This is a genomic window from Microbacterium sp. SORGH_AS_0862, from assembly GCF_030818795.1.
GTDB lineage: Bacteria > Actinomycetota > Actinomycetes > Actinomycetales > Microbacteriaceae > Microbacterium.
Genome location: NZ_JAUTAY010000001.1, coordinates 2,079,673 through 2,103,370, shown reverse-complemented (window position 1 = coordinate 2,103,370; position 23,698 = coordinate 2,079,673). Strand labels below are relative to the sequence as shown.

The window sequence follows — 23,698 nt, the reverse complement described above, 5'->3', positions numbered from 1 at the left end:
CTTTCCTACTCGATTTCGACCGGCTTCACACCATACGGAGCCAGCCCCGCGGCTCCGCCGTCGGGGGCCGTGAGAACCCAGATGCCTCCATCATGGACGGCGACGCTATGTTCCCAGTGGGAGCCGGCTGAACCGTCGATCGTGGAGACCGTCCACTCGTCGTCCTCGACGAACGTCGCCTCGGAACCTGCGACGACCATCGGCTCGATGGCGAGCACGAGCCCGGGCTGGATGCGAGGCCCCGGATCCGGCACACGGTAGTTGAAAACCGATGGCGCCTCGTGCATCTTGCGACCGATTCCGTGCCCGACGTAGTCGCGCAGGATGCCGTACTCCCCCGCCGCGGTGATGTGATCCTCGACGGCGGCTCCGATCTCGCCGATGTGACGTCCGGTCGCCATCGCGGCGATGCCGGCCCACATGGACCCCTCGGTGACCCGCGACAGTTCGCGCCTCGCTGCGACGAGCTCCGGCCGGTCGGGGTCGGGCAGGACGATCGTGATGGCCGAGTCGCCGTTCCACCCCCGGAACTGCGCCCCCGCGTCGATAGAGACGATGTCGCCGGGTTCGAGCACCCTGTCGCCGGGGATCCCGTGGACGACCTGCTCGTTGACCGACACGCACGTCGTGTGACGGTAACCGCGGACGAGCTGGAAGTTCGACTCCGCGCCGCGGCCGGTGATCACGGCGGCGGCCACCGCATCCAACTCAGCCGTCGTGACGCCGGGGGCGATCATCTCCCGTACGGCCTGAAGCGCGGCCGAGGTGATCAACCCCGGCTCGACCATCTGGCGCAACTGCGCCGGGGTCTTGTAGATGGACCGTCGCAGCACGACTCAGGATGCCGGCGTCAGCCCGCGGGCGATGAGAGCCGTGAGGATGCGCTCGGTGATCACATCGAGGGAGCCGATGCCGTCGATCGCCACGACGAGGCCGCGCTCGCGGTAGACGTCGAGGATCGGCGCCGTCTCGTTCTCGTAGATGCTCAGCCGGTGCGCGATGACCTCGGCGGTGTCGTCCGTGCGCCCCTGCTCCGCAGCGCGCTTGGTCAGGCGTGCGATGCTCTCGTCGCGCGGCACGTCGAGCTCGATCACGGCGTCGAGGCTCTCGCCGCGCTCCTCCAGGAACGCATCGAGGTCTCCCACCTGACCGAGGTTGCGGGGGTAGCCGTCGAGGAGGAAGCCGGGGGCAGCGTCGTCCTGCGCGAGCCGGTCGCGCACGACGGCGCTCGTGAGCTCGTCGGGAACCAGATTCCCCGCCGCGATGATCGCCTGCACCTGCTGGCCGAGAGCGGTGCCCTCGGAGATGTTCGCGCGGAACACGTCGCCCGTCGACACCGCCGGAACGCCGAACGCCTCGGCGATCCGCACACCCTGTGTGCCCTTGCCGGAGCCCTGGGGCCCCACGATCAGCAGGCGCGCGGTCATCGCAGGAGCCCTTCGTAGTGACGCTGCTGCAGCTGCGCGTCGATCTGCTTCACGGTCTCGAGCCCGACACCCACCATGATGAGGATCGAGGTGCCGCCGAACGGGAAGTTCTGGTTCGCCCCCACTGTCGCAAGAGCGATCAGCGGGATGAGCGCGACCAGACCCAGGTAGATCGATCCCGGCAGCGTGATGCGGGTGAGCACGTAGTCGAGGTACTCGGCCGTCGGACGGCCGGCACGGATGCCGGGGATGAACCCGCCGTACTTCTTCATGTTGTCCGCGACGTCGACGGGGTTGAACGTGATCGCGACGTAGAAGTAGGTGAACCCGACGATCAGCAGGAAGTACAGCAGCCAGTACAGCGGGTGGTCGCCGCGCGTGAGGTAGTTCTGGATCCACACGACCCAGCCCGGGAGCGCGCCGTCGGCATCCGGGGTCTGGTTGAACTGCGAGATCAGCGCGGGGATGTACAGCAGCGACGAGGCAAAGATGACCGGGACGACACCCGCCATGTTGACCTTGATCGGGATGTAGGTGTTCGTCCCGCCGTACGTGCGGCGGCCCACCATCCGCTTCGCGTACTGCACCGGGATGCGCCGCTGGGACTGCTCGACGAAGACGACGAGCGCCACGATCACGACACCGACCGCCAGCACGAGCAGGAAGACCTCGAAGCCGCGCGCCTGCCAGATCGACCACATCGCAGCCGGGAAGGTGGCGGCGATCGAGGTGAAGATGAGCAGCGACATTCCGTTGCCGATACCGCGTTCGGTGACGAGCTCGGCGAACCACATGATGAGGCCGGTACCCGCGGTCATGGTGATGATCATGAGGAGCTGCGCCCACCATGCGTCGTTGGTCAGCAGCTGCTCACAGGAGGCGACACCGGTGTTGCCGAAGAGCTGGCCGCTGCGCGCGACGGTCACGAGGGTCGTGGACTGCAGCAGGGCGAGGGCGATGGTCAGGTAACGCGTGTACTGCGTCAGACGCGCCTGACCCGACTGGCCCTCCTTGTAGAGGGTTTCGAAGTGCGGGATGACCACGCGCAGCAGCTGGACGATGATCGTCGCGGTGATGTAGGGCATGACGCCCAGCGCGAAGATCGACAGCTGAAGAAGCGCGCCGCCCGAGAAGAGGTTGACGAGCGAGAGCACGCCCTGCGTGTTCGACGTGTCGGCGAGACACGACTGAACGTTCGGGAAGTCGACGAACGGCGACGGCACATGTGCACCGAGACGGTACAGCACGATGATGCCCAGGGTGAAAGCGATCTTCCGACGCAGGTCAGGCGTGCGGAACACGCGCGCGATGGCGCTGAACACGTGGATTCCTCCAGAAAGGGTTCCCGGCGCAGGAGGCGCACAGATCACCAGGGTATCCCACCCCGCGCGTGACCGAGCGGCCGCATCCTCCGGGTATGCGACAGGGGCCGGAGATGACCTCCGGCCCCTGGACGCGGCTTACTTGACAGTGCCGCCCGCGGCGACGATCTTCTGCTCAGCGGAGCCGGAGACCTTGTCGACCTCGACGTTCAGCTTCACCGAGATCTCGCCGGTGCCGAGCACCTTGACCTTCTCGTTCTTGCGAACCGCACCCTTGGCGACCAGGTCGACGACGGTCACGTCGCCACCGGACGGGTACAGCTCCGCGAGCTTGTCCAGGTTCACGACCTGGTACTCGACGCGGAACGGGTTCTTGAACCCGCGCAGCTTCGGGGTGCGCATGTGCAGCGGCATCTGCCCACCCTCGAAGCCGGCCTTGACCTGGTAGCGGGCCTTCTGGCCCTTGGTGCCACGGCCGGCCGTCTTACCCTTGGATCCCTCACCACGACCGACGCGGGTCTTGGCGGTGTTGGATCCGGGGACGGGACGAAGGTGGTGCACCTTCAGCACGCCCGGGCGCGCCACGGTGACGTCCTTCTTCTCCGCCTTGGGCGCTGCGGCCTTCTTGGCGGCGGGCTTACGGGTCGTCTTGGCAGCGGGCTTCTCGGCCGCCTGCTCGACGTTCTCGTTCTCAGCCATTAGTCGATCTCCTCAACCTTCACGAGGTGAGCGACGGCCTTGACGTAACCGCGCGTCTGCGCGTCGTCGGGGCGGACGACCGAGTCGCCGATCCGCTTGAGGCCGAGGCTGCGCAGCGTGTCACGCTGGTTCTGCTTCTCGCTCACCTTGGACTTGACCTGCGTGACCTTCAGACGCTGAGCCATCAGGCACCTACCTTCGATGCGGCCGCGGCCTCAGCCTCGGCGCGAACCAGACGGGCCGGAGCGACCTGGTCGAAGTCAAGCCCACGACGGGCCGCCACCTGACGCGGCTCCTCGAGCTGCTTCAGGGCCTCGACCGTCGCGTGCACGATGTTGATCGTGTTCGACGAGCCGAGGGACTTCGAGAGGACGTCGTGGATACCGGCGCACTCGAGCACGGCGCGCACGGGACCACCCGCGATGACACCGGTACCGGCAGCGGCGGGACGCAGCAGGACGACGCCCGCGGCGGCCTCACCCTGGACCGGGTGCGGGATGGTCGATCCCGAGCGGGGGACGCGGAAGAAGTTGCGCTTGGCTTCCTCGACACCCTTCGAGATCGCGAGCGGAACCTCGCGGGCCTTGCCGTAGCCGACACCCACCACACCGTTGCCGTCACCGACGACAACGAGAGCGGTGAAGCTGAAACGACGGCCACCCTTGACGACCTTCGACACACGGTTGATGGTCACGACGCGCTCGAGGAACTGGCTCTCCGAACGGTCGCGCGACCCGCGGTCACGCTGGTTGGCGTTGCGCTCACGGCCACCGCGACGCGGCTCCCGCTCACGCTCGGCGGGCGCCGTCTCCGTCGCCGCAGCCTGAGTGGCATCGGTCACTTCGGTCTCCTGGTTGGTGTTCGTTGCATCGCTCACAGGTTCAGCCCTCCTTCGCGGGCGCCCTCGGCGATCGCGGCGACACGACCGGCGTAGCGGTTGCCGCCACGGTCGAAGACGACGTCAGCCACGCCGGCAGCCTTCGCGCGCTCGGCGACGAGCTCGCCGACCTTGCGGGCCTTCGAGGTCTTGTCGCCGTCGAAGCCGCGCAGATCGGTCTCGAGGGTGGACGCACTGGCCACGGTGTGGCCCTTGCTGTCGTCGACGACCTGCACGAAGACGTGGCGGGCCGAACGGGTCACGACGAGGCGGGGGCGCTCGGCCGTGCCGACGATCTTCTTGCGAAGACGCGAGTGGCGACGAGCGCGGGCCTCGGACTTGGAAGTCACGGCCATGGTTACTTACCAGCCTTTCCGGCCTTGCGCCGGACGACCTCGCCGGCGTAGCGCACACCCTTGCCCTTGTACGGCTCGGGCTTGCGGATCTTGCGGATGTTGGCAGCGGCCTCACCGACGGCCTGCTTGTCGATGCCGCTCACGGTGAGCTTGTTGTTGCCCTCGACCGTGAACGTGATGCCCGCAGGCGGGTCGACCAGGACGGGGTGCGAGAAGCCCAGCGCGAACTCGACGGACGAGCCCTTCTGCGCGACGCGGTAACCCGTGCCGACGACCTCGAGGCCCTTGGTGTAGCCCTGGGTGACGCCGATGATGTTGTTGTTGATGAGCGTGCGGGTCAGGCCGTGGAGCGACCGCGACTCGCGCTCGTCGTCGGGGCGGGTGACGAGAACCTGGTTCTCCTCCACCTTGACCTCGATCGGGTGGGCAGCGGTGAGCGTGAGCTCGCCCTTGGGGCCCTTGACGGAGACATCCTGACCGGACACCGAGACGGTGACGCCGGCGGGGATGTCGATGGGAAGACGTCCGATACGCGACATATCAGGTCACCACACGTAGGCGAGGACTTCCCCACCCACGCCCTTCGACTCGGCCTGACGGTCCGTGAGGAGGCCAGAGGAGGTGGACAGGATCGCGACGCCGAGGCCGCCGAGGACCTTGGGGATCTCGGTCGACTTCGCGTACACGCGGAGGCCGGGCTTCGACACGCGCTTGATACCGGCGATCGACCGCTCGCGGTTCGGGCCGTACTTCAGCGTGAGGGTCAGCGTCTGGCCGACACGCGCGTCGGTGACCTCCCAGCCGGAGATGTAGCCCTCCTGCTGGAGGATCTCGGCGATGTGGGTCTTGAGCTTGGAGCTCGGCAGCGACACGGAGTCGTGGTGCGCCGAGTTCGCGTTGCGCAGACGGGTCAGCAGATCTGCGACCGGGTCTGTCATCGTCATGATGGTTTTCCTTCGTTCACCAGGTTTCGACCGCCGTTACACGACGGCCGACCTGTGGTGGATGCCGACGGATGCCGGCACGGGGGTGTTACGCCTGGGCGTCCGCTTGGCGGAACGGGAAGCCGAGGTGACGCAGCAGAGCGCGACCCTCGTCGTCCGTGTTCGCCGTGGTGACGATCGTGATGTCGAAACCGCGGACGCGATCGATCTTGTCCTGGTCGATCTCGTGGAAGACCGACTGCTCCTGCAGACCGAACGTGTAGTTGCCGTGGCCGTCGAACTGACGCTCGTTCAGGCCGCGGAAGTCGCGGATGCGGGGCAGCGCGAGGTTCACGAGACGGTCGATGAACTCCCAGGCGCGGTCGCCACGCAGGGTGACGTGCGCACCGATCGCCTGTCCCTCACGCAGCTTGAACTGCGCGATGGACTTGCGGGCCTTCGTGACGACCGGCTTCTGGCCGGTGATCTTGGTGAGGTCGTCGACCGCACCATCGATCACCTTGCTGTCGCGAGCTGCCTCGCCGACACCGGTGTTCACGACGACCTTGACCAGGCCGGGGATCTGCATGACGTTCGCGTAGCCGAACTCGTCCTGCATCGCCTTCTTGATCTCGGCGTTGTACTTCTGCTTCAGGCGGGGCTGGGTCTTGCCAGCCTCCGCGGCAGTGGCGGTGCTCATCAGAGGTCCTTACCTGACTTCTTCGCGTAGCGCACGCGGACGGTGCGCTTGACGCCGTCCTTGACCTGCTCCTCGACACGACGGCCGACACGGGTCGGCTTCTTGGTCGAGGGGTCGACGAGGGCGACGTTGGAGATGTGGATGGGGGCTTCGGTCGTCTCGATGCCACCGGTCTTGGTGCCGCGCTGGGTCTGGCCGACCCGCGTGTGCTTGGTGACGTAGTTGACGCCCTCGACGATGACGCGGTTCTGCTCGGTCAGGACCTTGCGGACCTTGCCCTGCTTGCCGCGGTCGCCGCCCTTGTCCTGCTTCTTACCAGTGATGACCTGAACCAGGTCACCTGCCTTGATCTTGGCCATGAGGGTCAGATCACCTCCGGAGCGAGCGAGACGATCTTCATGAACTTCTTGTCACGAAGCTCACGACCGACCGGCCCGAAGATACGGGTGCCGCGGGGCTCCCCGTCGTTCTTCAGGATCACGGCGGCGTTCTCGTCGAACTTGATGTAGGAACCGTCGGGACGACGGGTCTGCTTGACGGTGCGGACGACGACGGCCTTGACCACATCGCCCTTCTTGACGTTGCCGCCGGGGATCGCGTCCTTGACCGTGGCGACGATGACATCGCCCAGGCCGGCGTAGCGCCGGTTGGAGCCGCCGAGCACACGGATCGTGAGCAGCTCCTTGGCGCCGGTGTTGTCGGCGACCTTGAGGCGGGATTCGTTCTGAATCACTTGTTACTCCTTGGATTCCAAGTAAGCCCGAGGCTTACTTGGCCTTCTCGAGGATCTCGACCAGGCGCCAGCGCTTGGTGGCGCTCAGCGGACGGGTCTCGTTGATGAGCACCAGGTCGCCGATACCGGCGGTGTTGCCCTCGTCGTGCGCCTTGACCTTGGAGGTGCGGCGGATGACCTTGCCGTAGAGCGGGTGCTTCACGCGGTCCTCGACCTCGACGACGATGGTCTTGTCCATCTTGTCGCTGACGACGTAGCCGCGGCGCGCCTTGCGGTAGCCACGGGCGCCGGCGTCACGGACGTCGTGCTCCGAGCTCTCGTGCCCAGCGGTCTGCTCGACCTCTGCAGCCTTCTTCGTGGTGGCCATCACTCAGCCTCTCCTTCGGCGGCGGCCGAGGTTTCCTCGGTCTTCTTCGCCTTCGTCTTCTTCGCCTTCGCCGGCTCAGCGGCGACGGGCGTGGCACGGATGCCCAGCTCGCGCTCGCGGATCACGGTGTAGAGCCGCGCGATGTCGCGCTTGACCGCACGGATGCGGCCGTGGCTCTCGAGCTGGCCGGTGGCCGACTGGAAGCGCAGGTTGAACAGCTCTTCCTTGGCCTTGCGCAGCTCCTCGACGAGGCGCTGGTCTTCGAACGTGTCGAGCTCGCTCGGGGCGAGCTGCTTGGTGCCGATCGCCATTACGCGTCGCCCTCCTCGCGCTTGATGATGCGTGCCTTCAGCGGCAGCTTGTGGATGGCACGGGTCAGCGCCTCGCGAGCGAGCTGCTCGTTGACGCCCGCGACCTCGAACAGGACGCGGCCCGGCTTGACGTTCGCGACCCACCACTCGGGCGAGCCCTTACCCGAACCCATGCGGGTTTCGGCGGGCTTCTTGGTCAGCGGACGGTCGGGGTAGATGTTGATCCACACCTTTCCACCACGCTTGATGTGACGCGTCATGGCGATACGAGCGGACTCGATCTGACGGTTGGTCACGTAAGCGGGGGTCAGCGCCTGGATGCCGAACTCGCCGAACGACACCTGGGTGCCGCCGGTGGCCTGGCCGTCACGCTTCGGGTGGTGCTGCTTGCGGTACTTGACCTTGCGGGGAATAAGCATCAGGCAGACGCTCCTTCTGCGACGGGGGCCTCGTTGCGGGGGCCACGACGGCGGTCGCCACCACGGTCGTCACGACCGCGGGACTTCGGCGCGTTGGCCTGCTCGCGAGCGAGTTCCTTGTTGGTGAGGTCGCCCTTGTAGATCCAGACCTTCACGCCGATGCGGCCGAAGGTGGTCTTGGCCTCGTAGAAGCCGTAGTCGATGTTCGCGCGCAGGGTGTGCAGCGGCACACGGCCTTCGCGGTAGAACTCCGAACGGCTCATCTCGGCGCCGCCGAGGCGGCCGGAGACCTGGATGCGGATGCCCTTGGCACCGGCGCGCTGAGCACCCTGCAGGCCCTTGCGCATCGCGCGGCGGAATGCCACACGAGCGGAGAGCTGCTCGGCGATGCCCTGTGCGACGAGCTGAGCGTCGGCCTCGGGGTTCTTGACCTCGAGGATGTTCAGCTGGATCTGCTTGCCGGTGAGCTTCTCGAGGTCGCCGCGGATGCGCTCGGCCTCCGCACCACGACGGCCGATCACGATGCCGGGACGTGCGGTGTGGATGTCGACGCGCACGCGGTCGCGGGTGCGCTCGATCTCGATGTTGCTCACGCCTGCGCGGTCGAGGCTCGACAGCAGGAGCTTACGGATCTTGATGTCCTCGGCCACGTAGTCGGCGTAGCGCTGTCCGGGCTTCGTCGAGTCCGAGAACCACCGCGACACGTGGTCGGTGGTGATGCCGAGGCGGAAGCCGTACGGGTTGACTTTCTGTCCCATTACTTGCTCGCCTTCTTGCTCTGGGCCGGGGCGGTCTCTGCCACCTCGGGCGTCGCCAGGACGACGGTGATGTGGCTGGTGCGCTTCTTGATCTGGAACGCGCGGCCCTGGGCGCGGGGCTGGAAACGCTTGAGCGTCGTGCCCTCGTCGACGAACGCGTTCTTGACGAACAGATCCTGCTCGTCGAAGAACTCGCCTGCCGCATCCGCCTTCACACGGGCGTTCGCGATCGCCGAGGCGACCAGCTTGTAGATGGGCTCGCTGGCGCTCTGCTGCGCGAACTTCAAGATCGCGAGAGCTTCTTCAGCCTGCTTGCCCTTGATGAGAGCGACGACACGACGAGCCTTCTGAGGGGTCACGCGGATGTGTCGCACGCGTGCGATGGACTCCACCATTTCTTCTCCTCTGCGTCACCGCGTCAGCGGCGACGGCCCTTCTTGTCGTCCTTCACGTGGCCGCGGAAGGTGCGGGTGGGCGCGAACTCGCCCAGCTTGTGGCCGACCATGGTCTCGCTCACGAACACGGGGATGTGCTTGCGACCGTCGTGGACCGCGATCGTGTGACCGAGCATCGCGGGCACGATCATCGATCGGCGCGACCAGGTCTTGATGACGTTCTTGGAACCCGCCTCGTTCTGCGAGACAACCTTGCGAAGCAGGTGCTCGTCGACGAAGGGGCCCTTCTTCAGACTGCGTGGCATCTTCTTGACTCCTACTTGCGCTTCTTGCCGGCGGTGCGACGGCGGACGATGTACTTGTCGCTTTCCTTGTTGGCGTGGCGGGTGCGGCCCTCGGCCTTACCCCACGGCGTGACCGGGTGGCGTCCACCGCTGGTCTTGCCCTCGCCACCACCGTGCGGGTGGTCGACCGGGTTCATCGCGACACCGCGGACGGTCGGGCGGACGCCCTTCCAGCGCTTGCGGCCGGCCTTGCCCCAGTTGATGTTCGACTGCTCGGCGTTGCCGACCTCGCCGATCGTCGCGCGGCAGCGCGCGTCGACGTTGCGGATCTCGCCGGAGGGCAGACGGAGCTGCGCGTAGGGACCGTCCTTCGCGACCAGACGCACGCTGGCGCCGGCGGAGCGGGCCATCTTCGCACCGCCGCCGGGGCGGAGCTCGATGGCGTGGATGACGGTACCGGTGGGGATGTTGCGCAGCGGCAGGTTGTTGCCGGGCTTGATGTCAGCGCCGGCGCCCGACTCCACGATGTCACCCTGCTGCAGCTTGTTCGGCGCGAGGATGTAACGCTTCTCGCCGTCCACGTAGTGCAGCAGCGCGATGCGTGCGGTGCGGTTGGGGTCGTACTCGATGTGAGCGACCTTCGCGTTGATTCCGTCCTTGTCGTTGCGACGGAAGTCGATCACGCGGTACTGGCGCTTGTGGCCACCACCGATGTGACGCGTCGTGATGCGGCCCTGGTTGTTACGTCCACCGGTCTTGCTCAGCGGGCGCAGCAGGGACTTCTCGGGCGTCGATCGCGTGATCTCGGCGAAGTCCGCCACCGACGAGCCGCGACGACCGGGGGTCGTCGGCTTGTACTTGCGAATAGCCATAATCTGTGTCCTCTATCCCGACCGTCAGCCGACTGCCGTGAAGATGTCGATGGTGCCCGACTTCAGGGTGACGATGGCGCGCTTGGTGTCCTTGCGCTTGCCGATCCCGAAGCGGGTGCGACGGGCCTTGCCGACGCGGTTGATCGTGTTGACCGAAGCGACCTTGACGCCGAAGATCTTCTCGATGGCGAGCTTGATCTCGGTCTTGTTGGCGCGGGTGTCCACGTAGAACGTGTACTTGCCCTCGTCGATCAGCCCGTAGCTCTTCTCGGAGACGACCGGCTTCAGGATGATGTCGCGCGGGTCCTTGTTGACGGCGGTCATGCCGAGACCTCCTCGGTGGCGGTCCGCGACGCGACGAACGCGTCGTAGGCGGCCTTGGTGAAGACGATGTCGTCGGAGACGAGCACGTCGTAGGCGTTCAGCTGGTCGAAGGCGAGCACGTGGACGTACGCGAGGTTGCGCACGCTCAGCAGGCTCAGCTCGTCGTCGCGCTCGATGACGACGAGGACGTTCTTCGCGGGGGTCAGCGTGTTCAGCACCGCAGCAGCGGCCTTGGTCGAGGGAGCGCCCTCGACACCGAACGAGTCGACGATGTGCAGACGCTCGCCGCGAGCACGATCGCTCAGCGCGCCCAGGAGGGCGGCCGCGATCATCTTCTTGGGCGTGCGCTGCGAGTAGTTGCGCGGCTTCGGACCGTGGACGATGCCACCGCCGGTCATGTGCGGGGCGCGGATGGAGCCCTGACGGGCGTTACCCGTGCCCTTCTGCTTGAAGGGCTTGCGGCCGGCACCGGAGACCTCGCCACGACGCTTGGTCGAGTGCGTGCCCTGGCGAGCCGCCGCGAGCTGCGCGACGACGACCTGGTGGATGAGGGGGATGTTCGTCTTGACGTCGAACAGGGCGGCGGGCAGCTCCACGGAGCCGGCCTTCTTGCCGTCTGCCTTCACGACGTCGAGCGCGAGAGTCGAGTCAGCCATGTTCTCAGGCACCCTTCACTGCGTTGCGGACGTAGACGATGCGGCCACGAGCACCGGGCACAGCGCCCTTGACGAGCAGCAGACCCTTCTCGGCGTCGACGGCGTGCACCGTGAGGTTGAGGACGGTCACGCGCTCGCCACCCATGCGGCCGGCCATGCGCATGCCCTTGAAGACGCGGCTGGGCGTCGACGAGGCACCGATGGAACCGGGCTTGCGGTGGTTGCGGTGCGCACCGTGCGAAGCGGAGACGCCCTTGAAGTTGTGGCGCTTCATGACACCCGCGGTGCCCTTGCCCTTGCTGGTGCCGACGACGTCGACCAGCTTGCCCGCTTCGAAGACACCGTCGACCGTGAGCTCCTGACCGAGTGAGTAGTCAGCGGCGTTCGCGGTGCGGATCTCGGTGACGTGGCGACGCGGCGTCACGCCGGCAGCCTCGAAGTGGCCCTCGAGGGGCTTGGTGACCTTGCGGGGGTCGATCTGACCCGCGGCGATCTGAACGGCGTTGTAGCCGTCCTTCTCGGGGGTGCGGATCTGCGTGACCACGTTCGGGGTGATCTGGATGACCGTCACGGGGACGAGCTTGCCCTGCTCGTTCCAGACCTGGGTCATGCCGAGCTTGGTGCCCAGGAGGCCCTGGGAGATCTTGGAGTTGATGTCAGCCATGTCGAACCTCAGAGCTTGATCTCGATGTTGACATCGGCCGGAAGGTCGAGACGCATCAGCGAGTCGACGGCCTTGGGCGTCGGGTCGATGATGTCGATGAGGCGCTTGTGGGTGCGCATCTCGAAGTGCTCGCGGCTGTCCTTGTACTTGTGGGGCGACCGGATGACGACCACGACGTTCTTCTCGGTCGGCAGCGGCACGGGGCCGACGACGGTGGCGCCGGCTCGGGTCACGGTGTCGACGATCTTGCGCGCCGAGCTGTCGAGCCCCGCGTGATCGTACGACTTCAGGCGAATGCGGATCTTCTGTCCCGCCATAGTCTGCTCACTCTCTTTCTCGCGTCATACCTCTGAGGGCATCGGACGCACGGTGACGCTTGCGCGCCGGGCACTTCTCCCGCTTTCGCGGTGATGCTGCACCACTGTTCTCGTGTCAAACCGGCATCCTGCGGACGCCGGCCCCTCACTCCACGCGCGGTGCACGCCCGTTTCCGGGAAGAAGTGTGGGAGATGTCGTTCTGCTGCCCGCGGCCTAGACCCCGCGCTCGAGGCGCTGATCTATGCACTGCCCTGGCAGTGATCCGGGCAGCAAAGCACCCGGAATGTGGAACCTGACTAGTCTACGTGTCGCCCGGGCGTGTCGCAAACTCGGGCGTGTCGGGGCGGCGTGTCGAGAACAACGACAGAACCCCCGAGCCGTAGCCCGGGGGTTCTGTCGTTGATTGGGTGCGTCAGGCGCCCTGGCGCTGACGACGCACGGCGAAGACGGTGACCGCGAGGCCGCCCAGCAGCAGCACGCCGCCGCCGATCCAGACGCCCATCAGCGAACCGCTGTCGACACCGGTCGCCGGAAGACCCGTGCCGGAGCCGGTGCCGGTGCCGCCGCTTCCGGCGCCCACGGCGAGGCTCGTGGTCTCGGTGACCGAAACACCGTTCTTCTGGCCGGTGACCGCGACGTCGTAGGAGCCGGTCGCGTTCGACGGCAGCTTGACGTTGAACGACGCGTCGCCCGCCGCGTTCGTCGAGGTGGTGAAGGTCGGCGACGAGCTGATGGCCAGCTTGACCGACGCCTGGGTGATGCCGGCACCGTTCTCTCCGGTGACGACGAAGCTGATCGGTGTGTTGCCGTCGAAGGCGGTGGCGACGAGCGTCACCGTACCGCCGGGGGTCGGTGCGCCGGAGACCGCCGCGTCGGGCGATCCGGGCGTGGGGACGTAGGCCTGCGCTGCCGCGGGAGCGGCAACGAGGGCGGCAGCGGTCAGGATGACCGCTGCGATCTTGGTGCGAAGGCTCTTCATTTTCAACTCCGTGGGGGTGTGAGGCGCAGCCTCAATGGGTACCAGGATGGTCCGGGAGTTGGACTGAGGGACGAATCGCCCAGCCTACCCCCGCAGGCCACGCTAGCCCTACTCCCAGCGCACTCACAAGTCGAGGGCATCGTAAACGTCTTTTCTTTACGTCTCCGTAACCTCGCCGAACCACTGGATCAGTGCGCGGTCTTCCCCGGGGCGAGCACTGCCCGCACGGTGCGGAACAGGATGATGACGTCCTGAGTGAACGACCAGTTCTCCACGTAGTAGAGGTCGAGACGGATCGCATCCTCCCACGACAGCGACGAGCGCCCGCTGACCTGCCACAGGCCGCTCATGCCGGGCTTGACCAGGAGTCGGCGGTGGGCCGCCTCATCGTAGAGGGCCACTTCGGCGTGACGCTGGGGTCGCGGGCCCACGAGGCTCATGTCACCCGAGAAGACGTTGAAGAGCTGAGGCAGTTCGTCGATGGAGTGCTTGCGGATGAAGCGCCCGACGCGGGTGATCCGCGGATCGTTGACCACTTTGAACAGCGGCTCGTCCGTCGTTCCCTGCAGATCGAGCAGCGAGGCGAGCTGGTCGTCGGCGTTCGCCACCATGGAGCGGAACTTGATCATGCCGAAGGGCTGCCCCAACCTGCCGATGCGCTCCTGCCGGTAGATGAGCGGTCCGCGGCTCTCCGCCTTCACGGCGATCGCCACGATGAGCATCAGCGGGGATGCGGCGACGATGAGCAGGCCCGACCCGACGATGTCGAAAGCGCGCTTGAGGAAGCGTTTGGCGCCGTCCAGCTTCGGGAACGAGACGTGCACGAGGGGAAGTCCCGCGACGGGACGCGCATGGATGCGGGGGCCTGCGACATCGGTGAGAGCGGGAGCGACCACCCAGTCGACGTCGCGCTCCGCCATCGCCCAACCCAGCCGCCGCATCGTCTTGGGGTCCAGGTCATCCGATCCCGCAGCGATGACGGTGTCGGCGCGGACCGAGTCCACCACCGTCTCGGTGTCGTCGAAGGTTCCCAACACGGGGACCGGTCCGATGCGCGGACCGAGACCCGCATCCGTGATAGCGCCGACGATGGCGATGCCGGTGCCTTCGGTCGTGTGGATCATGCGGACGACGTGCGCGACCTTGGCCGGGGACCCGATGACCACTGCGCGGTGGACGTAGCGGGTGTGGCGCTGCTGCCGACGCAGCCATTGGCGCCAGATCCAGCGCGACAGAATCAGCAGCGCAGCTCCCACGGGCAGCGCGAACAGGAAGAGCGAACGCGCCAGGTCGATACGGAGGAAGAAGCAGGCCGCGAGGATGAGACCGAACGCGAAGAGAGAGGCCCGGATGATGCGCTGATACTCGGTGAAGCCGTGCCCGACGATATGCCGATCACGGGAGTCGACTGCATCGAGCGTGACGAGCCAGATGACGCCGACGACGATGACGACCACCCAGTAGGGGACGGTCGGGCCTCCCGGCCAGTCGAGGCTGTCGGCCGCCTCAGGCAGCCACAGCGTGTAGGCGGTCAGGGTCGCCACCACGACGGCGAAGTCGCTGAACAGCAGCCGCCCTGCGTAGCGGCGCGGCCACTTGAGCGAGCGGACGGAGCCGGTTCGCTCGACCGGAAAGGACATCGCCGCGCTTCCGCTGTGCGCGGAATGAGCTTCCACTGTCACATGCCCCCCTCAACTCGGCGTACGCACCCCCGCACACGCTTTGTCAACAGTCTATTCATATGACGGTCGTTGCTGTAACGGAGCTGGAGTCACCGCCCGGATCGGGTCGCGGGGAGCGCGTCGCAGGATGCGTCGATGGAGATCGGCGTATCTCCGACACCGGCGGAGCGTCGGATGCTGATCGGTCCCTGCGCATCCTCGGGAATCGTGCTCGTGAACGTGATCGTGCGCGATTCACCCATCGGCACCACGAGCGTACGGCTCTCCCCGGGACGGCCACTCTCGACGCCCGATCGATCCCACCCGTCGAGGTCGCTGGTCGCTGGGTCGCTGCCGACGATCGTGGATCCAGGCGGAGCGATGAACAGAAGGTCGAGCAGCATGCTCGTGCGCGGAATGCCGAGACCGGGGTTACGCCAGCTGAGAGTCCATCCCGAGAGATTCGCCGAGGGGACGTTGTTGTGCACGGTCGCCGTCGTCGTCATCGTTCCCGCAGCAGCGTCGCATGTGACGGCGATCCCGGTGCTCATGTAGTAGCTGAGCTTGTCGTAACCGGCGTCGTTGACGAACATCCCGATCTCGGTGCCGTGGGAGTTGTCTGTGGCCAGTGCTCCAGAGACGCCCAGAGTGGTCGCCAGCGCCTCCTCCTTCTCACGCGGGAACCAGAGGAAGACGCGCTGTTCGGCGACGCCCCGCGAGATCTGATCGAACATCGACAGCGGATCCCACGATCCGGAGACGACGGCGCCGAACACGCCACCGGCCACCGCGGCGAAGTACGTGTCGGCTGCCGCACCATCCATGCCGAATCGCTCGTATGCATCGCTCAGAAGGACCTTGACCGCGTTCTCGGACGTCAGCTGCTGCCCGTCGACGATGTCCACAGGTCCCGTTGCTTGGAGCATGTAGGAGAGCACGACGGGATCGATCGAGATGACGCCGTCGATGTCCTCACCCATCGTCTTCTGCCAGAGAGCGCGGAACATCTCCGCCGTCGTGGGGAAGTTGGGCGTTCGATTGTAGTTCTGCGCGAACGTGGTGAAGTCGTTCTCGTACAGCGCCGTCGTCTCCTCGGGCAGTTCCACGTAGCTGCGTCCTGAAGTGCCGTACTCGTCGTACGTGGCGGCGCTTGCCTGGTTGCCCATCGAGATCTTGCCGTTGTCGACGGTCAGCAGGAAACTCGTCGCCGCGTTACCGCCCGTCGCACGAGATTCCGCGTTGTTCTGGAAGAGCACCAAGTAGTGTCTGGGACCTTCTTTGCCCGCCATCTCGAGGATCGACGGCAGGTACTCGTCGAGCATGGTCACCGCGGGCGCCGCCTGGTCGACGACGTCGAGAAGCTGGCCGACTGCTTCATTCACGACAGGGAGAAGCTGCTCGCGATCGATGCCGCCGACCGCGAGCTGCGCCTTGCTGAAGGCCCCACTGATCTGCGGGAGCACCGCCTGTGCGTCGACGAACGGCTGCAGGTTGAACCCGCCGCCCTCCACCGTGAGATTGTTCACGTCGATCGTCTGCACGAGCTGGAGCCCCACGGGCAGGGCATCTGTGACCAGGATGTGCGTCGCGTCCGTCGCCGCGCTGATCGCCGCGACGTTCTCGCCCACGACGGGCACCGCGGAGAAGAAATCCCAGAGCGGAGTCCGGACGGTCTGCTCGGCGCGATCCGTGAGCTGCGTCACCTTCGCGACAGTCGCCTCCGCTCCGGCGGCATCACCGGAGCGGACCTGGTCGAGCACGCCAGAGAGTTGGGATTTCGCCGCCGTCAGGTCATCCCGTACCGTCATCGCCTGCATCGCGAACACGCCGGCCGCCACGGCGAGGCCGACGGCGAGGCTCAGCACACCGCCCAGCGCCCACGGCCACCAGCGGGTTTTCGGGCGGCGGGAGTCCGCAGCCGCATTCCGGGCGCGCAGTTCACGGCGCGTCGGCGCGTGTGCGCCAGCGGGTCGATTCATCGAAGCCTCATCCACATCCCCAGCGGCAGCCAGAAGTGCCGTCCAGATACACGCTAAAGGCCACGGCCCGGGGAAAAGCCGTGAGCGCAGCCGTGACAGGGCGGTCGCGCAGCCGTAGATAGGCTATCGGTCATGCGCCGAACGCGAAATGCGCTCTCTCTCACTGCGCGATGGAGTCTCTACGGCGCTCTCTTCACCATCGGGTGGGATCGCCTCGCCAACGTCTCTGTGATGGGCTTCAACGTCAAGGTGCCCATCCTGCTGTTCGCACTCTCCCTCGTGCTCGGGCTCATCGAGTGGATCGTGATGGCCGGATCCCTCGAGAAGGCCCGACGACGATGGTCTCGATGGGACCTGACGCTGGGCGGCCTGATCCTTGCCGCTCTTCTTGTCCTCGTCGCGAGTTCGCTTCTCTCGGAGCATCCCGCATCCGCCCTTCTGCAGTGCGTCACGGTCGTCCTCGGCGCCGTGGTCCCCTTCGTCGCAGTCGTCGTCGGCGCGCGGCTGCACGATGACCTGGCCGATCTGTTGCGTGCTTTCATCGCCGGAGGGATGGTGGCGGCGGTCTTCGGCCTCTATCAACTGCTCGCGGCGCTCGTAGATTGGCCGCAGTTGATCGAGTACGAGGCGCTCGGCGGCGGCTCGGCGCGGATCTCGTCGTTCCTCTACGAGGCCGGCTACTTCGGCTACTACATGGTTCTCGTCGTCGGCGCCGTCATCGCCTACGACCGGCTTCGATCGCGGACGACGTGGTTTTCGATGGCGCTCATCGCCGCGCTCGTCCTGGTGACGATCTTGGCGAACACTCGGGCCGCCTATCTCACCCTGCCGCTGCTCCTCGTGGCCCTCGGTTGGCCCTATGTGGGTCGACTCCGCCGGTTCTGGCCCTGGGTCGCCGGCGCGGTGGCGGCCGCCGTCGCGCTGGTGTTCTTGCTCCCGGGCGTGTTCGGCTTCCTCTGGGAGAGGTTCACGTCCATCTTCGACCCGACGGAGGAGTCCTCGAACGCCCCTCGGCTGGAGTGGATCGACCGCACTCTCCGCATCAGCGCCGACCATCCCCTGCTCGGGATCGGCCCCGGCAATCTCTTCTACGTGGCCCCACGGTACGGCGGCGACGTGACCGGCGGGCGACCCAACTCGATCATCGCCAACAATGCGTTCTTACAGGCGTTGCTGGACGGCGGCATTCTTCTGCTCCTGTGCCAGCTTGCCGTCGTCGCCGTGATCGTGTGGCAGACCTACCGTCTGCGACGACCCGTCTCCCAGGCGCTCATCGGTAGCTGGCTGTCAGTGGCCATCGTCGCGTTGTTCATCACGTCCTACTACTGGGACCTCAAGCTCTGGGCGGTGGCTGCGCTGGCATGGGCGGCCACCGGAGTCGTTCGGGCACCACGTCGCGTACGCTCGGCGGAACAAGAGCCGAGCTGAGATGACAGAACCGGCGCATCGCCCCCAGGCGCAGAGCACGCCCCCCGCGGTCGGTACTCCCGGTGTGCGAGGCGTCCTGGCACGCAACGGGCTGGCCAACGTCCTGCGTAGTGCATCCACCAGTGGATTGACCATCGCGTTGCCGCTCGCCCTGGTCCTTCTGCTCGACAACACTCTCTACGCCGTCTGGGCGCTCGTCTTCAGCATCGGCGCGTATCTCGCGTATCTCGACGCGGGCGTGCCCACCACGATGCAGGCGATAACCGCTCGAGCGGTGGCGATGGGCGACACGGGGGCCGTGCGGCGGGTGGCGCGATCGGGCCTGATCGTGTCGACGACCGTCGTGATGCTCTTTCTCGCCTTCGCGTCCGTCTTCGCCGTGTTCCTGGGCACGTTCGTGCCTGCCATCCCCGGCCCGCTCGCGGCCGAAGGCGCGCTGACGCTGGTGCTCATCACGATCGGACAGGGCGCGACTCTTCTCGCGAACGCGGCCGCGGCCCACTTCGCCGGGCTGCAACGCAACTTCATCCCGACATGGGTGCTCGCGCCGGCCCGTCTGCTCGCCTTCGGCTTGGCCGTCGCGGCTGCGGCCGTCACGAAGGACTTGGCCTGGACGGCGGCGGGCTACGCACTCCCGCTCCTGGCGGGCACCGTGATCATGGTGTGTCTTGTGAACCGGAGCGCGTCACGATTGACGGCCGCAGGCATCGGCACCGTCGACGATGAGATGACGCGCCTCTCCCGGGTCTTCGGCGTCCTTGGCTACTCGGGGCCGCTCATCATCTGGAGCGTATGTTCGCTGGCGGCCTCCGGTTTCAGCACGTTGATCGTCGCGCGCTTCGCCTACCAGGACCTCGTCGGCTACTCCCTCGCCACGGTCGTCCTGGCCGCGTTGACGGGAGTGATGTCCGCACTTTCAGGGCCGCTCCTGCCGCAGTTCGCAGGCACGCACGCCATCCGCCGTGAGGACGTCGGTCGACAGATCGTGCTCGCGACGCGCATGCATTCGGCGCTGCTGTGCACTCTTGCTGCCGGTGCCCTCGCCGTGCTGCCCTGGTACCTGGGTGTGGTCGCCGACGGAAACGCCTCGGAGGCACCCCAGGTATGGGCCGTCGGGATCCTGCTCGTCGCGGCCGGAACCGCTCAGCTCCTTTCCAACCCCCTCGCCCTTGGATTCATCGCGACGCGGACCCACTCCCGACTCATCTTCCCGCCCGTCGTCTCCGCAGGCGCCAGCCTCCTGCTCAGCCTGATCCTGGTGGTTCCACTCGGCGGCGTCGGGGTCGCCCTGGGTGTCTTCCTCGGCTCCCTGCTCGGCACGACGCTGACCTGCTTCTGGTCGGTGCGCGTCTCCCGCATCGCGGGGCTACGACCAGGAGACGCTTTCCGTTGGACGCTGGGGGTTCCCGCGCCGGCGCTGATTCCCATCGTCGCGGCGGTCGCCGCGCTGAGCGCGTCGGGTGCAGCTCGCACCGTATGGGGCGCTGTCGTCGCGGTGATCGCCGCAGCGGGAGCCGTAGCCTGGCAGATGGCGGTGGTGGTGCCGAAGTCCGAACGCGCCGTCGTGACCGCCCTCGCGCGGCGCCTCACAGGACGCTGATCGTCAGCCGAAGGTCCGGATGACGATCGCCGGGGAGCCGACCGCGACCGAGTTGGGCGGGATGTCGCGCGTGACGACGGATCCTGCACCGATGACGGAGTTCTCTCCGATCGTCACGTTGGGAAGCACAACGACGTTCGCCCCGAGAAGGACGCGCCGTTTGATGTGCACCACGCTGTGTTCCAGTTCCACGTGTGATGCGCGATTGCCGTCCGCAGGATCGCCGATCGGGTGCGTCGAGGCGATGATGGTGCCGCGGGGTGCGATCGCGACATCATCCTCGATGATGATGGTGCCGCTGGCCGCGATATGCGCCCCCTGCTCGATGCTGACGTTGTTGCCGATCACGATGCGCCCCCGCGGGACTCCCTTGCGCACGACCGCCTCGATTCGAGCACCCTCGCGCACGAAGAGGTTGTCACCCACCGTGATGCCGCCGGGGTTGAGGAGAGCAATGGGTCGGCGGATGACACCGCGCCGCCCATGGGAGGCGAACCGCGGATAGTAGAAGACCCGTGTGATGGCACGCCACCAGACGTTGCTGACCTGCATCCCCCCAGATTATCGGATCGGGCCGGGCCGACTGACGACCTCTCCAGCGCTTGCACCCGGGATGTCACGGCTCTCGCGCGCAGTGCGCAGCCCCTCGAGATAGGCGCGCTCACGCAGGCGGATCCGCCAGAACGGATCACGGGCACGCACGGAGCCGGCGAGCAGGTGAGCCTGGATGTACAGCAGCGAGACGGCTCTCTGCACCGGCGAGGTCGCATGCCGCCGGGCAACGAGCACCCAGTTCCGGATTCCCCAGCGTGCGGTGAAGGCACCTCGATCTTTGCCGGTCACGCTTCCTGCCTTATGCAGCAGTCGTACGTGCGAAGCCACCTGGTAGGCCCAGCCCGCGCGCCGCGCCCGAATGCAGAAGTCGACGTCGTCGAAGTAGACGAAGTAGGACGGGTCCATGAGGCCTACGGCGGCGAAGACGTCCGGGGCCACCAGCAGAGCGCACGTGGGCGCATACGCTGTCGGCCGGGTGACGGGTGAGTCCTCGGATATCGCCGGGAAGGGCAAACCCGCACCGACATGCGTAGCCCGGTACCCCTGCCAGGGGTGGAGTACACCGGCCCCGAACCACAATGAGCCGGGCGGGTCGTCGCCCTCGATCATCGGGGTCACGATGCTCGCGCTCGTCGACGCCGCCGCCTCGACGAGGTCAGCGATCATCGTCGGTTCGAACTCGGTGTCGTTGTTGAGGAGGAGGACCCAGTCCACCCCGTCCGCGAGAGCCTGCCTGATCCCGAGGTTGTTTCCCTCGGCCACACCGAGGTTCGCCCCACTGCGGATCACGACGCGCGCGACATCCCCACTGTCCCAGCTCTCGATCAGGTCCACGGAGTCGTCCGACGAGTCATTGTCGACGGCGTAGAGCGTCACGCTGATCCCGAGTTGCGCGCGGACCGAAGCGAGGAACGGCTGGAGCACGGCCGCACTGTTGTACGTCACCGTGACGATGCCGACCCTGATGTTCATCGCTGCCCGTCTCTCTCGGACGCACCGAGGCGCGCGCTCAGCGCTCTGTTGATCGACGAGGCCGTCCGATCCCAGCTGAACTGCTCAGCAGCCCCGGGAGGGATGCGACGATCCTCGTGCGCGGCTCGCTGCATCGCGCCCGCCCACTCGTCCGCGTCCTGGCTCTCGGCTACGGAGATGCCGGCCGGTCCGACGATCTCGCTCACGGAATCGCAGCCGCGCCAGTAGACGACGGGAGTTCCCGATCGGATGCTCTCCAGCGCGGGCAGGCCGAACCCCTCCAGCGTCGATGGGAACACGAGGGCGACCGCTCCCCGGTACAGGGTCGCCAGCTCCTCGTCTGAGATCGACGAGACGACCCGCACACGATTCGAGACGCCCATCTCATCGAGCAGCCGGAACAGCTCGGGACGCTCCGACTGCGGCAAGACGACGACACCGCGCGCTTCGACCTCGCGGAGCGCGTTCAAGAACGTCCGAATGTTCTTGTGGGCCCGGAGATTGCCGACGAACAGGAAGTACGGGGCCCCCTCATCCGCCGCTTCACCGTCCGGAACGAAAGCGGGCGAGCATCCGCCTCGCGTATTCACGATCTCGACATCGTCGTCGCGCAGCCAGCCACGGATGTCGTTCGCGGAAGCCTCGGAGACCGTGAACACCAGGCCGCTTCGGCGCACGAGCGCTCGCGCGGCGGTGTAGTAGGCCTTGTACTTCAATCCTTCCACCCCGGATACCCGGAGGTGGATCAGATCGTGGATCGTGACGAACTGCTGCCGCACGCCGAGGAACGTGTTGTAGCCGGGACTGTAGAGCGCATCGTCTCGCTCCACGGGAACGGAACGAAGAAGCTCCATCGGCCCCGAGGGCCGGCCCGGCAGCGCGAGTGAGCGCCACGGCACACTCAATCGGGAGAGCACCTCGGATGCGTATCGCCCGATGCCGTGAGCCCCAGACCACCTGTCATCCACGAACAGACGCGCGAGCACAGTCTGTCCCGTCACGACAGAGACTCCTGCATCCACGAGCGGATCCGCTCGTGGAAGACATCCGCTCCGAACTCCGTGGCGCGCTCCACACACCGCTCAGGGCGAGAAGCGGTCGCACGTTCCACCCCGGCGAGAAGCTCCTCTGGCGTCCACGACGCGATGATCGCGCCGGTCTCTCCATCGATGACGGACTCCGCGGCTCCCCCGACCGCGTTGGCGATGACGGGCGTGCCGGCGGCCATCGATTCGACGGGGATGATGCCGAAGTCCTCGATCGGCGCGAACACCACCGACAGTGCGCGGCGGTACAGCGCGTTCAGCAGATCAGTCGAGGGATGATCGACGAAGAACACGGAACCGGGATGGCGCGTCTCGCCGATACTGCGCAGGCGCGCCTCGTCGGGGCCGCTCCCGGCCAGCACGACCGGGAGCCCCGCGGCCACGCCCGCGTCGATCACCCGTTCAAGTTGCTTGTAGGGCACGAATCGCGAAACCCCCAGAAGGAACTGACCGGGTAGCGTGTCCAGGCGTGATGCGTCGGATGCGCTGAGCTCCGGGGGCCGCTGGAAACGATCCACGGCAACCGGGGGATAAATGACCACGGAGTCGCGCTCCCAGGTGTCGGCGATCCGCTGCGCGACGAAACGACTGTTCGCGGCGATGGCGACGGGTTCCTGAGCGCGTTTGCGATCGAGCGGTTTCAAGGCGCGGGAAACGGCTCGCGCTCCAGCGCCCCCGCCGCGACCGTCCAGTTCAGGCACCCACACGTACCGAGCCGGGGTGTGCGCGTACACGAGTTTGGGCGCGCTGTGCGCGGGTCCTCGGAAACGAGCATGATGCGCGAAGAGATGACTGCTGCACAACACCCACTCTGCGTCCGTCTCGGGAAGCTGCCGCCAGGCGAGAGGCATCAAGGGGAGCGCCGCCGCCTTCCTGCCGCGGAGGGGAGTGCGCGCCAACCAGGTCTCTCCGACATCCGTGAAGCGGCCTTCGCTCGCGTTCCAGAGGCAGAAGCGTTCCGCGTCGGGGAAGATGCGCCCGAGTTCCTCGAAGACGTTCTCGGATCCGCCGCGCGGGGCGAGCCATTCATGAACGAGAACGCCAGTCATGATCCCCCACCCACCGCAACAGCC

At 66.7% G+C, this 23,698-nt stretch carries 32 protein-coding genes; 2 read left to right on the top strand and 30 right to left on the bottom strand.

All coding sequences use genetic code 11. The annotated features are described in order from the left end of the window. Positions 1-5: 5 nt before the first annotated feature. From map to QE377_RS10075, 26 genes are all read right to left on the bottom strand, one after another. Positions 6-833 carry a type I methionyl aminopeptidase gene (gene map, locus QE377_RS10200; RefSeq protein ID WP_307322609.1) on the bottom strand — a complete coding sequence of 276 codons (828 nt, stop codon included), beginning with the start codon at positions 831-833 and terminating at the stop codon, positions 6-8. A 3-nt stretch (positions 834-836) separates the two neighbouring features. Continuing rightward, positions 837-1,427, bottom strand: coding sequence for an adenylate kinase (locus tag QE377_RS10195; RefSeq protein ID WP_307322607.1), 591 nt, complete (start codon positions 1,425-1,427; stop codon positions 837-839). Continuing rightward, positions 1,424-2,749, bottom strand: coding sequence for a preprotein translocase subunit SecY (gene secY, locus QE377_RS10190; RefSeq protein WP_137418035.1), 1,326 nt, complete (start codon positions 2,747-2,749; stop codon positions 1,424-1,426). Before secY ends, QE377_RS10195 begins: the two co-directional genes overlap by 4 nt. Before the next feature lie 138 nt (positions 2,750-2,887). Then, positions 2,888-3,448, bottom strand: coding sequence for a 50S ribosomal protein L15 (rplO, locus tag QE377_RS10185; RefSeq protein WP_307322605.1), 561 nt, complete (start codon positions 3,446-3,448; stop codon positions 2,888-2,890). Beyond that, entirely contained in the window at positions 3,448-3,633 is a 186-nt protein-coding gene (gene rpmD / locus QE377_RS10180; RefSeq protein ID WP_137418037.1) for a 50S ribosomal protein L30, read from the bottom strand. Before rpmD ends, rplO begins: the two co-directional genes overlap by 1 nt. Further along, a complete protein-coding gene (gene rpsE / locus QE377_RS10175; RefSeq protein ID WP_137418038.1) occupies positions 3,633-4,325 on the bottom strand; it encodes a 30S ribosomal protein S5 in 693 nt (230 codons plus the stop codon). The genes rpmD and rpsE overlap by 1 nt, the downstream gene beginning before the upstream one ends. Next, complete coding sequence (gene rplR, locus QE377_RS10170; RefSeq protein ID WP_137418039.1) at positions 4,322-4,681, bottom strand: 50S ribosomal protein L18; 360 nt, start codon at positions 4,679-4,681, stop codon at positions 4,322-4,324. Before rplR ends, rpsE begins: the two co-directional genes overlap by 4 nt. Positions 4,682-4,683: 2 nt before the next feature. Then, positions 4,684-5,220 (bottom strand): 50S ribosomal protein L6, encoded by a 537-nt coding sequence (gene rplF / locus QE377_RS10165; protein ID WP_137418040.1) that lies wholly within the window; start codon positions 5,218-5,220, stop codon positions 4,684-4,686. Positions 5,221-5,226: 6 nt separating this feature from the next. Beyond that, positions 5,227-5,625 carry a 30S ribosomal protein S8 gene (rpsH, locus tag QE377_RS10160; protein WP_137418041.1) on the bottom strand — a complete coding sequence of 133 codons (399 nt, stop codon included), beginning with the start codon at positions 5,623-5,625 and terminating at the stop codon, positions 5,227-5,229. A gap of 88 nt (positions 5,626-5,713) precedes the next feature. Further along, positions 5,714-6,304, bottom strand: coding sequence for a 50S ribosomal protein L5 (rplE, locus tag QE377_RS10155; protein WP_137418042.1), 591 nt, complete (start codon positions 6,302-6,304; stop codon positions 5,714-5,716). Then, on the bottom strand, positions 6,304-6,663 hold the full coding sequence (gene rplX, locus QE377_RS10150) for a 50S ribosomal protein L24 (RefSeq protein ID WP_137418043.1): 360 nt from the start codon (positions 6,661-6,663) through the stop codon (positions 6,304-6,306). The genes rplE and rplX overlap by 1 nt, the downstream gene beginning before the upstream one ends. A 5-nt stretch (positions 6,664-6,668) precedes the next feature. Continuing rightward, positions 6,669-7,037, bottom strand: coding sequence for a 50S ribosomal protein L14 (rplN, locus tag QE377_RS10145; RefSeq protein ID WP_045246799.1), 369 nt, complete (start codon positions 7,035-7,037; stop codon positions 6,669-6,671). A 34-nt stretch (positions 7,038-7,071) separates the two neighbouring features. Then, the gene (gene rpsQ, locus QE377_RS10140) at positions 7,072-7,404 is read right to left on the bottom strand and encodes a 30S ribosomal protein S17 (RefSeq protein WP_137418044.1); all 333 of its coding nucleotides are present in this window, start codon (positions 7,402-7,404) and stop codon (positions 7,072-7,074) included. Further along, on the bottom strand, positions 7,404-7,715 hold the full coding sequence (gene rpmC, locus QE377_RS10135; protein WP_307322597.1) for a 50S ribosomal protein L29: 312 nt from the start codon (positions 7,713-7,715) through the stop codon (positions 7,404-7,406). Before rpmC ends, rpsQ begins: the two co-directional genes overlap by 1 nt. Then, positions 7,715-8,134 (bottom strand): 50S ribosomal protein L16, encoded by a 420-nt coding sequence (rplP, locus tag QE377_RS10130; RefSeq protein WP_137418046.1) that lies wholly within the window; start codon positions 8,132-8,134, stop codon positions 7,715-7,717. Before rplP ends, rpmC begins: the two co-directional genes overlap by 1 nt. Further along, entirely contained in the window at positions 8,134-8,892 is a 759-nt protein-coding gene (rpsC, locus tag QE377_RS10125) for a 30S ribosomal protein S3 (protein WP_137418047.1), read from the bottom strand. The genes rplP and rpsC overlap by 1 nt, the downstream gene beginning before the upstream one ends. Continuing rightward, positions 8,892-9,287, bottom strand: a complete 396-nt coding sequence (rplV, locus tag QE377_RS10120) for a 50S ribosomal protein L22 (RefSeq protein ID WP_137418048.1) — start codon at positions 9,285-9,287, stop codon at positions 8,892-8,894. The genes rpsC and rplV overlap by 1 nt, the downstream gene beginning before the upstream one ends. Before the next feature lie 23 nt (positions 9,288-9,310). Further along, entirely contained in the window at positions 9,311-9,592 is a 282-nt protein-coding gene (rpsS, locus tag QE377_RS10115; protein ID WP_053546372.1) for a 30S ribosomal protein S19, read from the bottom strand. A gap of 11 nt (positions 9,593-9,603) precedes the next feature. Then, a complete protein-coding gene (gene rplB / locus QE377_RS10110) occupies positions 9,604-10,443 on the bottom strand; it encodes a 50S ribosomal protein L2 (protein WP_137418049.1) in 840 nt (279 codons plus the stop codon). A 24-nt stretch (positions 10,444-10,467) separates the two neighbouring features. Further along, positions 10,468-10,767 carry a 50S ribosomal protein L23 gene (gene rplW, locus QE377_RS10105; protein ID WP_137418050.1) on the bottom strand — a complete coding sequence of 100 codons (300 nt, stop codon included), beginning with the start codon at positions 10,765-10,767 and terminating at the stop codon, positions 10,468-10,470. Continuing rightward, on the bottom strand, positions 10,764-11,423 hold the full coding sequence (rplD, locus tag QE377_RS10100; RefSeq protein WP_274286321.1) for a 50S ribosomal protein L4: 660 nt from the start codon (positions 11,421-11,423) through the stop codon (positions 10,764-10,766). The genes rplW and rplD overlap by 4 nt, the downstream gene beginning before the upstream one ends. 4 nt (positions 11,424-11,427) lie before the next feature. Next, complete coding sequence (rplC, locus tag QE377_RS10095; protein WP_137418052.1) at positions 11,428-12,087, bottom strand: 50S ribosomal protein L3; 660 nt, start codon at positions 12,085-12,087, stop codon at positions 11,428-11,430. A gap of 8 nt (positions 12,088-12,095) precedes the next feature. Beyond that, a complete protein-coding gene (rpsJ, locus tag QE377_RS10090; protein WP_045246810.1) occupies positions 12,096-12,404 on the bottom strand; it encodes a 30S ribosomal protein S10 in 309 nt (102 codons plus the stop codon). 413 nt (positions 12,405-12,817) lie between these two features. Then, a complete protein-coding gene (locus tag QE377_RS10085; protein WP_307322587.1) occupies positions 12,818-13,384 on the bottom strand; it encodes an LPXTG cell wall anchor domain-containing protein in 567 nt (188 codons plus the stop codon). A gap of 188 nt (positions 13,385-13,572) precedes the next feature. Further along, a complete protein-coding gene (locus QE377_RS10080) occupies positions 13,573-15,024 on the bottom strand; it encodes a sugar transferase (protein ID WP_307322584.1) in 1,452 nt (483 codons plus the stop codon). 131 nt (positions 15,025-15,155) lie between these two features. Next, positions 15,156-17,024: a DUF4012 domain-containing protein gene (locus QE377_RS10075; RefSeq protein ID WP_307322581.1), complete on the bottom strand. Its 1,869-nt coding sequence runs from the start codon at positions 17,022-17,024 to the stop codon at positions 15,156-15,158. Between the two features lie 132 nt (positions 17,025-17,156). Between QE377_RS10075 and QE377_RS10070 the strand changes: the two genes are divergently transcribed. Both QE377_RS10070 and QE377_RS10065 read left to right on the top strand, forming a co-directional pair. Beyond that, positions 17,157-18,452 (top strand): O-antigen ligase, encoded by a 1,296-nt coding sequence (locus QE377_RS10070; RefSeq protein WP_307322579.1) that lies wholly within the window; start codon positions 17,157-17,159, stop codon positions 18,450-18,452. Between the two features lies 1 nt (position 18,453). Further along, positions 18,454-20,052 (top strand): hypothetical protein, encoded by a 1,599-nt coding sequence (locus tag QE377_RS10065; protein WP_307322577.1) that lies wholly within the window; start codon positions 18,454-18,456, stop codon positions 20,050-20,052. A 3-nt stretch (positions 20,053-20,055) separates the two neighbouring features. Here the strand turns inward: QE377_RS10065 and QE377_RS10060 are convergent, their stop codons facing one another. Genes QE377_RS10060 through QE377_RS10045 form a run of 4 tightly spaced genes read right to left on the bottom strand, consistent with a single transcriptional unit; the run spans position 20,056 to position 23,674 of the window. Beyond that, the gene (locus QE377_RS10060) at positions 20,056-20,604 is read right to left on the bottom strand and encodes a DapH/DapD/GlmU-related protein (protein WP_307322574.1); all 549 of its coding nucleotides are present in this window, start codon (positions 20,602-20,604) and stop codon (positions 20,056-20,058) included. Between the two features lie 9 nt (positions 20,605-20,613). Continuing rightward, the gene (locus tag QE377_RS10055) at positions 20,614-21,579 is read right to left on the bottom strand and encodes a glycosyltransferase family 2 protein (protein WP_307322572.1); all 966 of its coding nucleotides are present in this window, start codon (positions 21,577-21,579) and stop codon (positions 20,614-20,616) included. Next, a complete protein-coding gene (locus tag QE377_RS10050) occupies positions 21,576-22,580 on the bottom strand; it encodes a glycosyltransferase family 1 protein (protein ID WP_307322570.1) in 1,005 nt (334 codons plus the stop codon). The genes QE377_RS10055 and QE377_RS10050 overlap by 4 nt, the downstream gene beginning before the upstream one ends. Next, entirely contained in the window at positions 22,577-23,674 is a 1,098-nt protein-coding gene (locus QE377_RS10045) for a glycosyltransferase (RefSeq protein WP_307322567.1), read from the bottom strand. The genes QE377_RS10050 and QE377_RS10045 overlap by 4 nt, the downstream gene beginning before the upstream one ends. Positions 23,675-23,698: the final 24 nt, after the last annotated feature.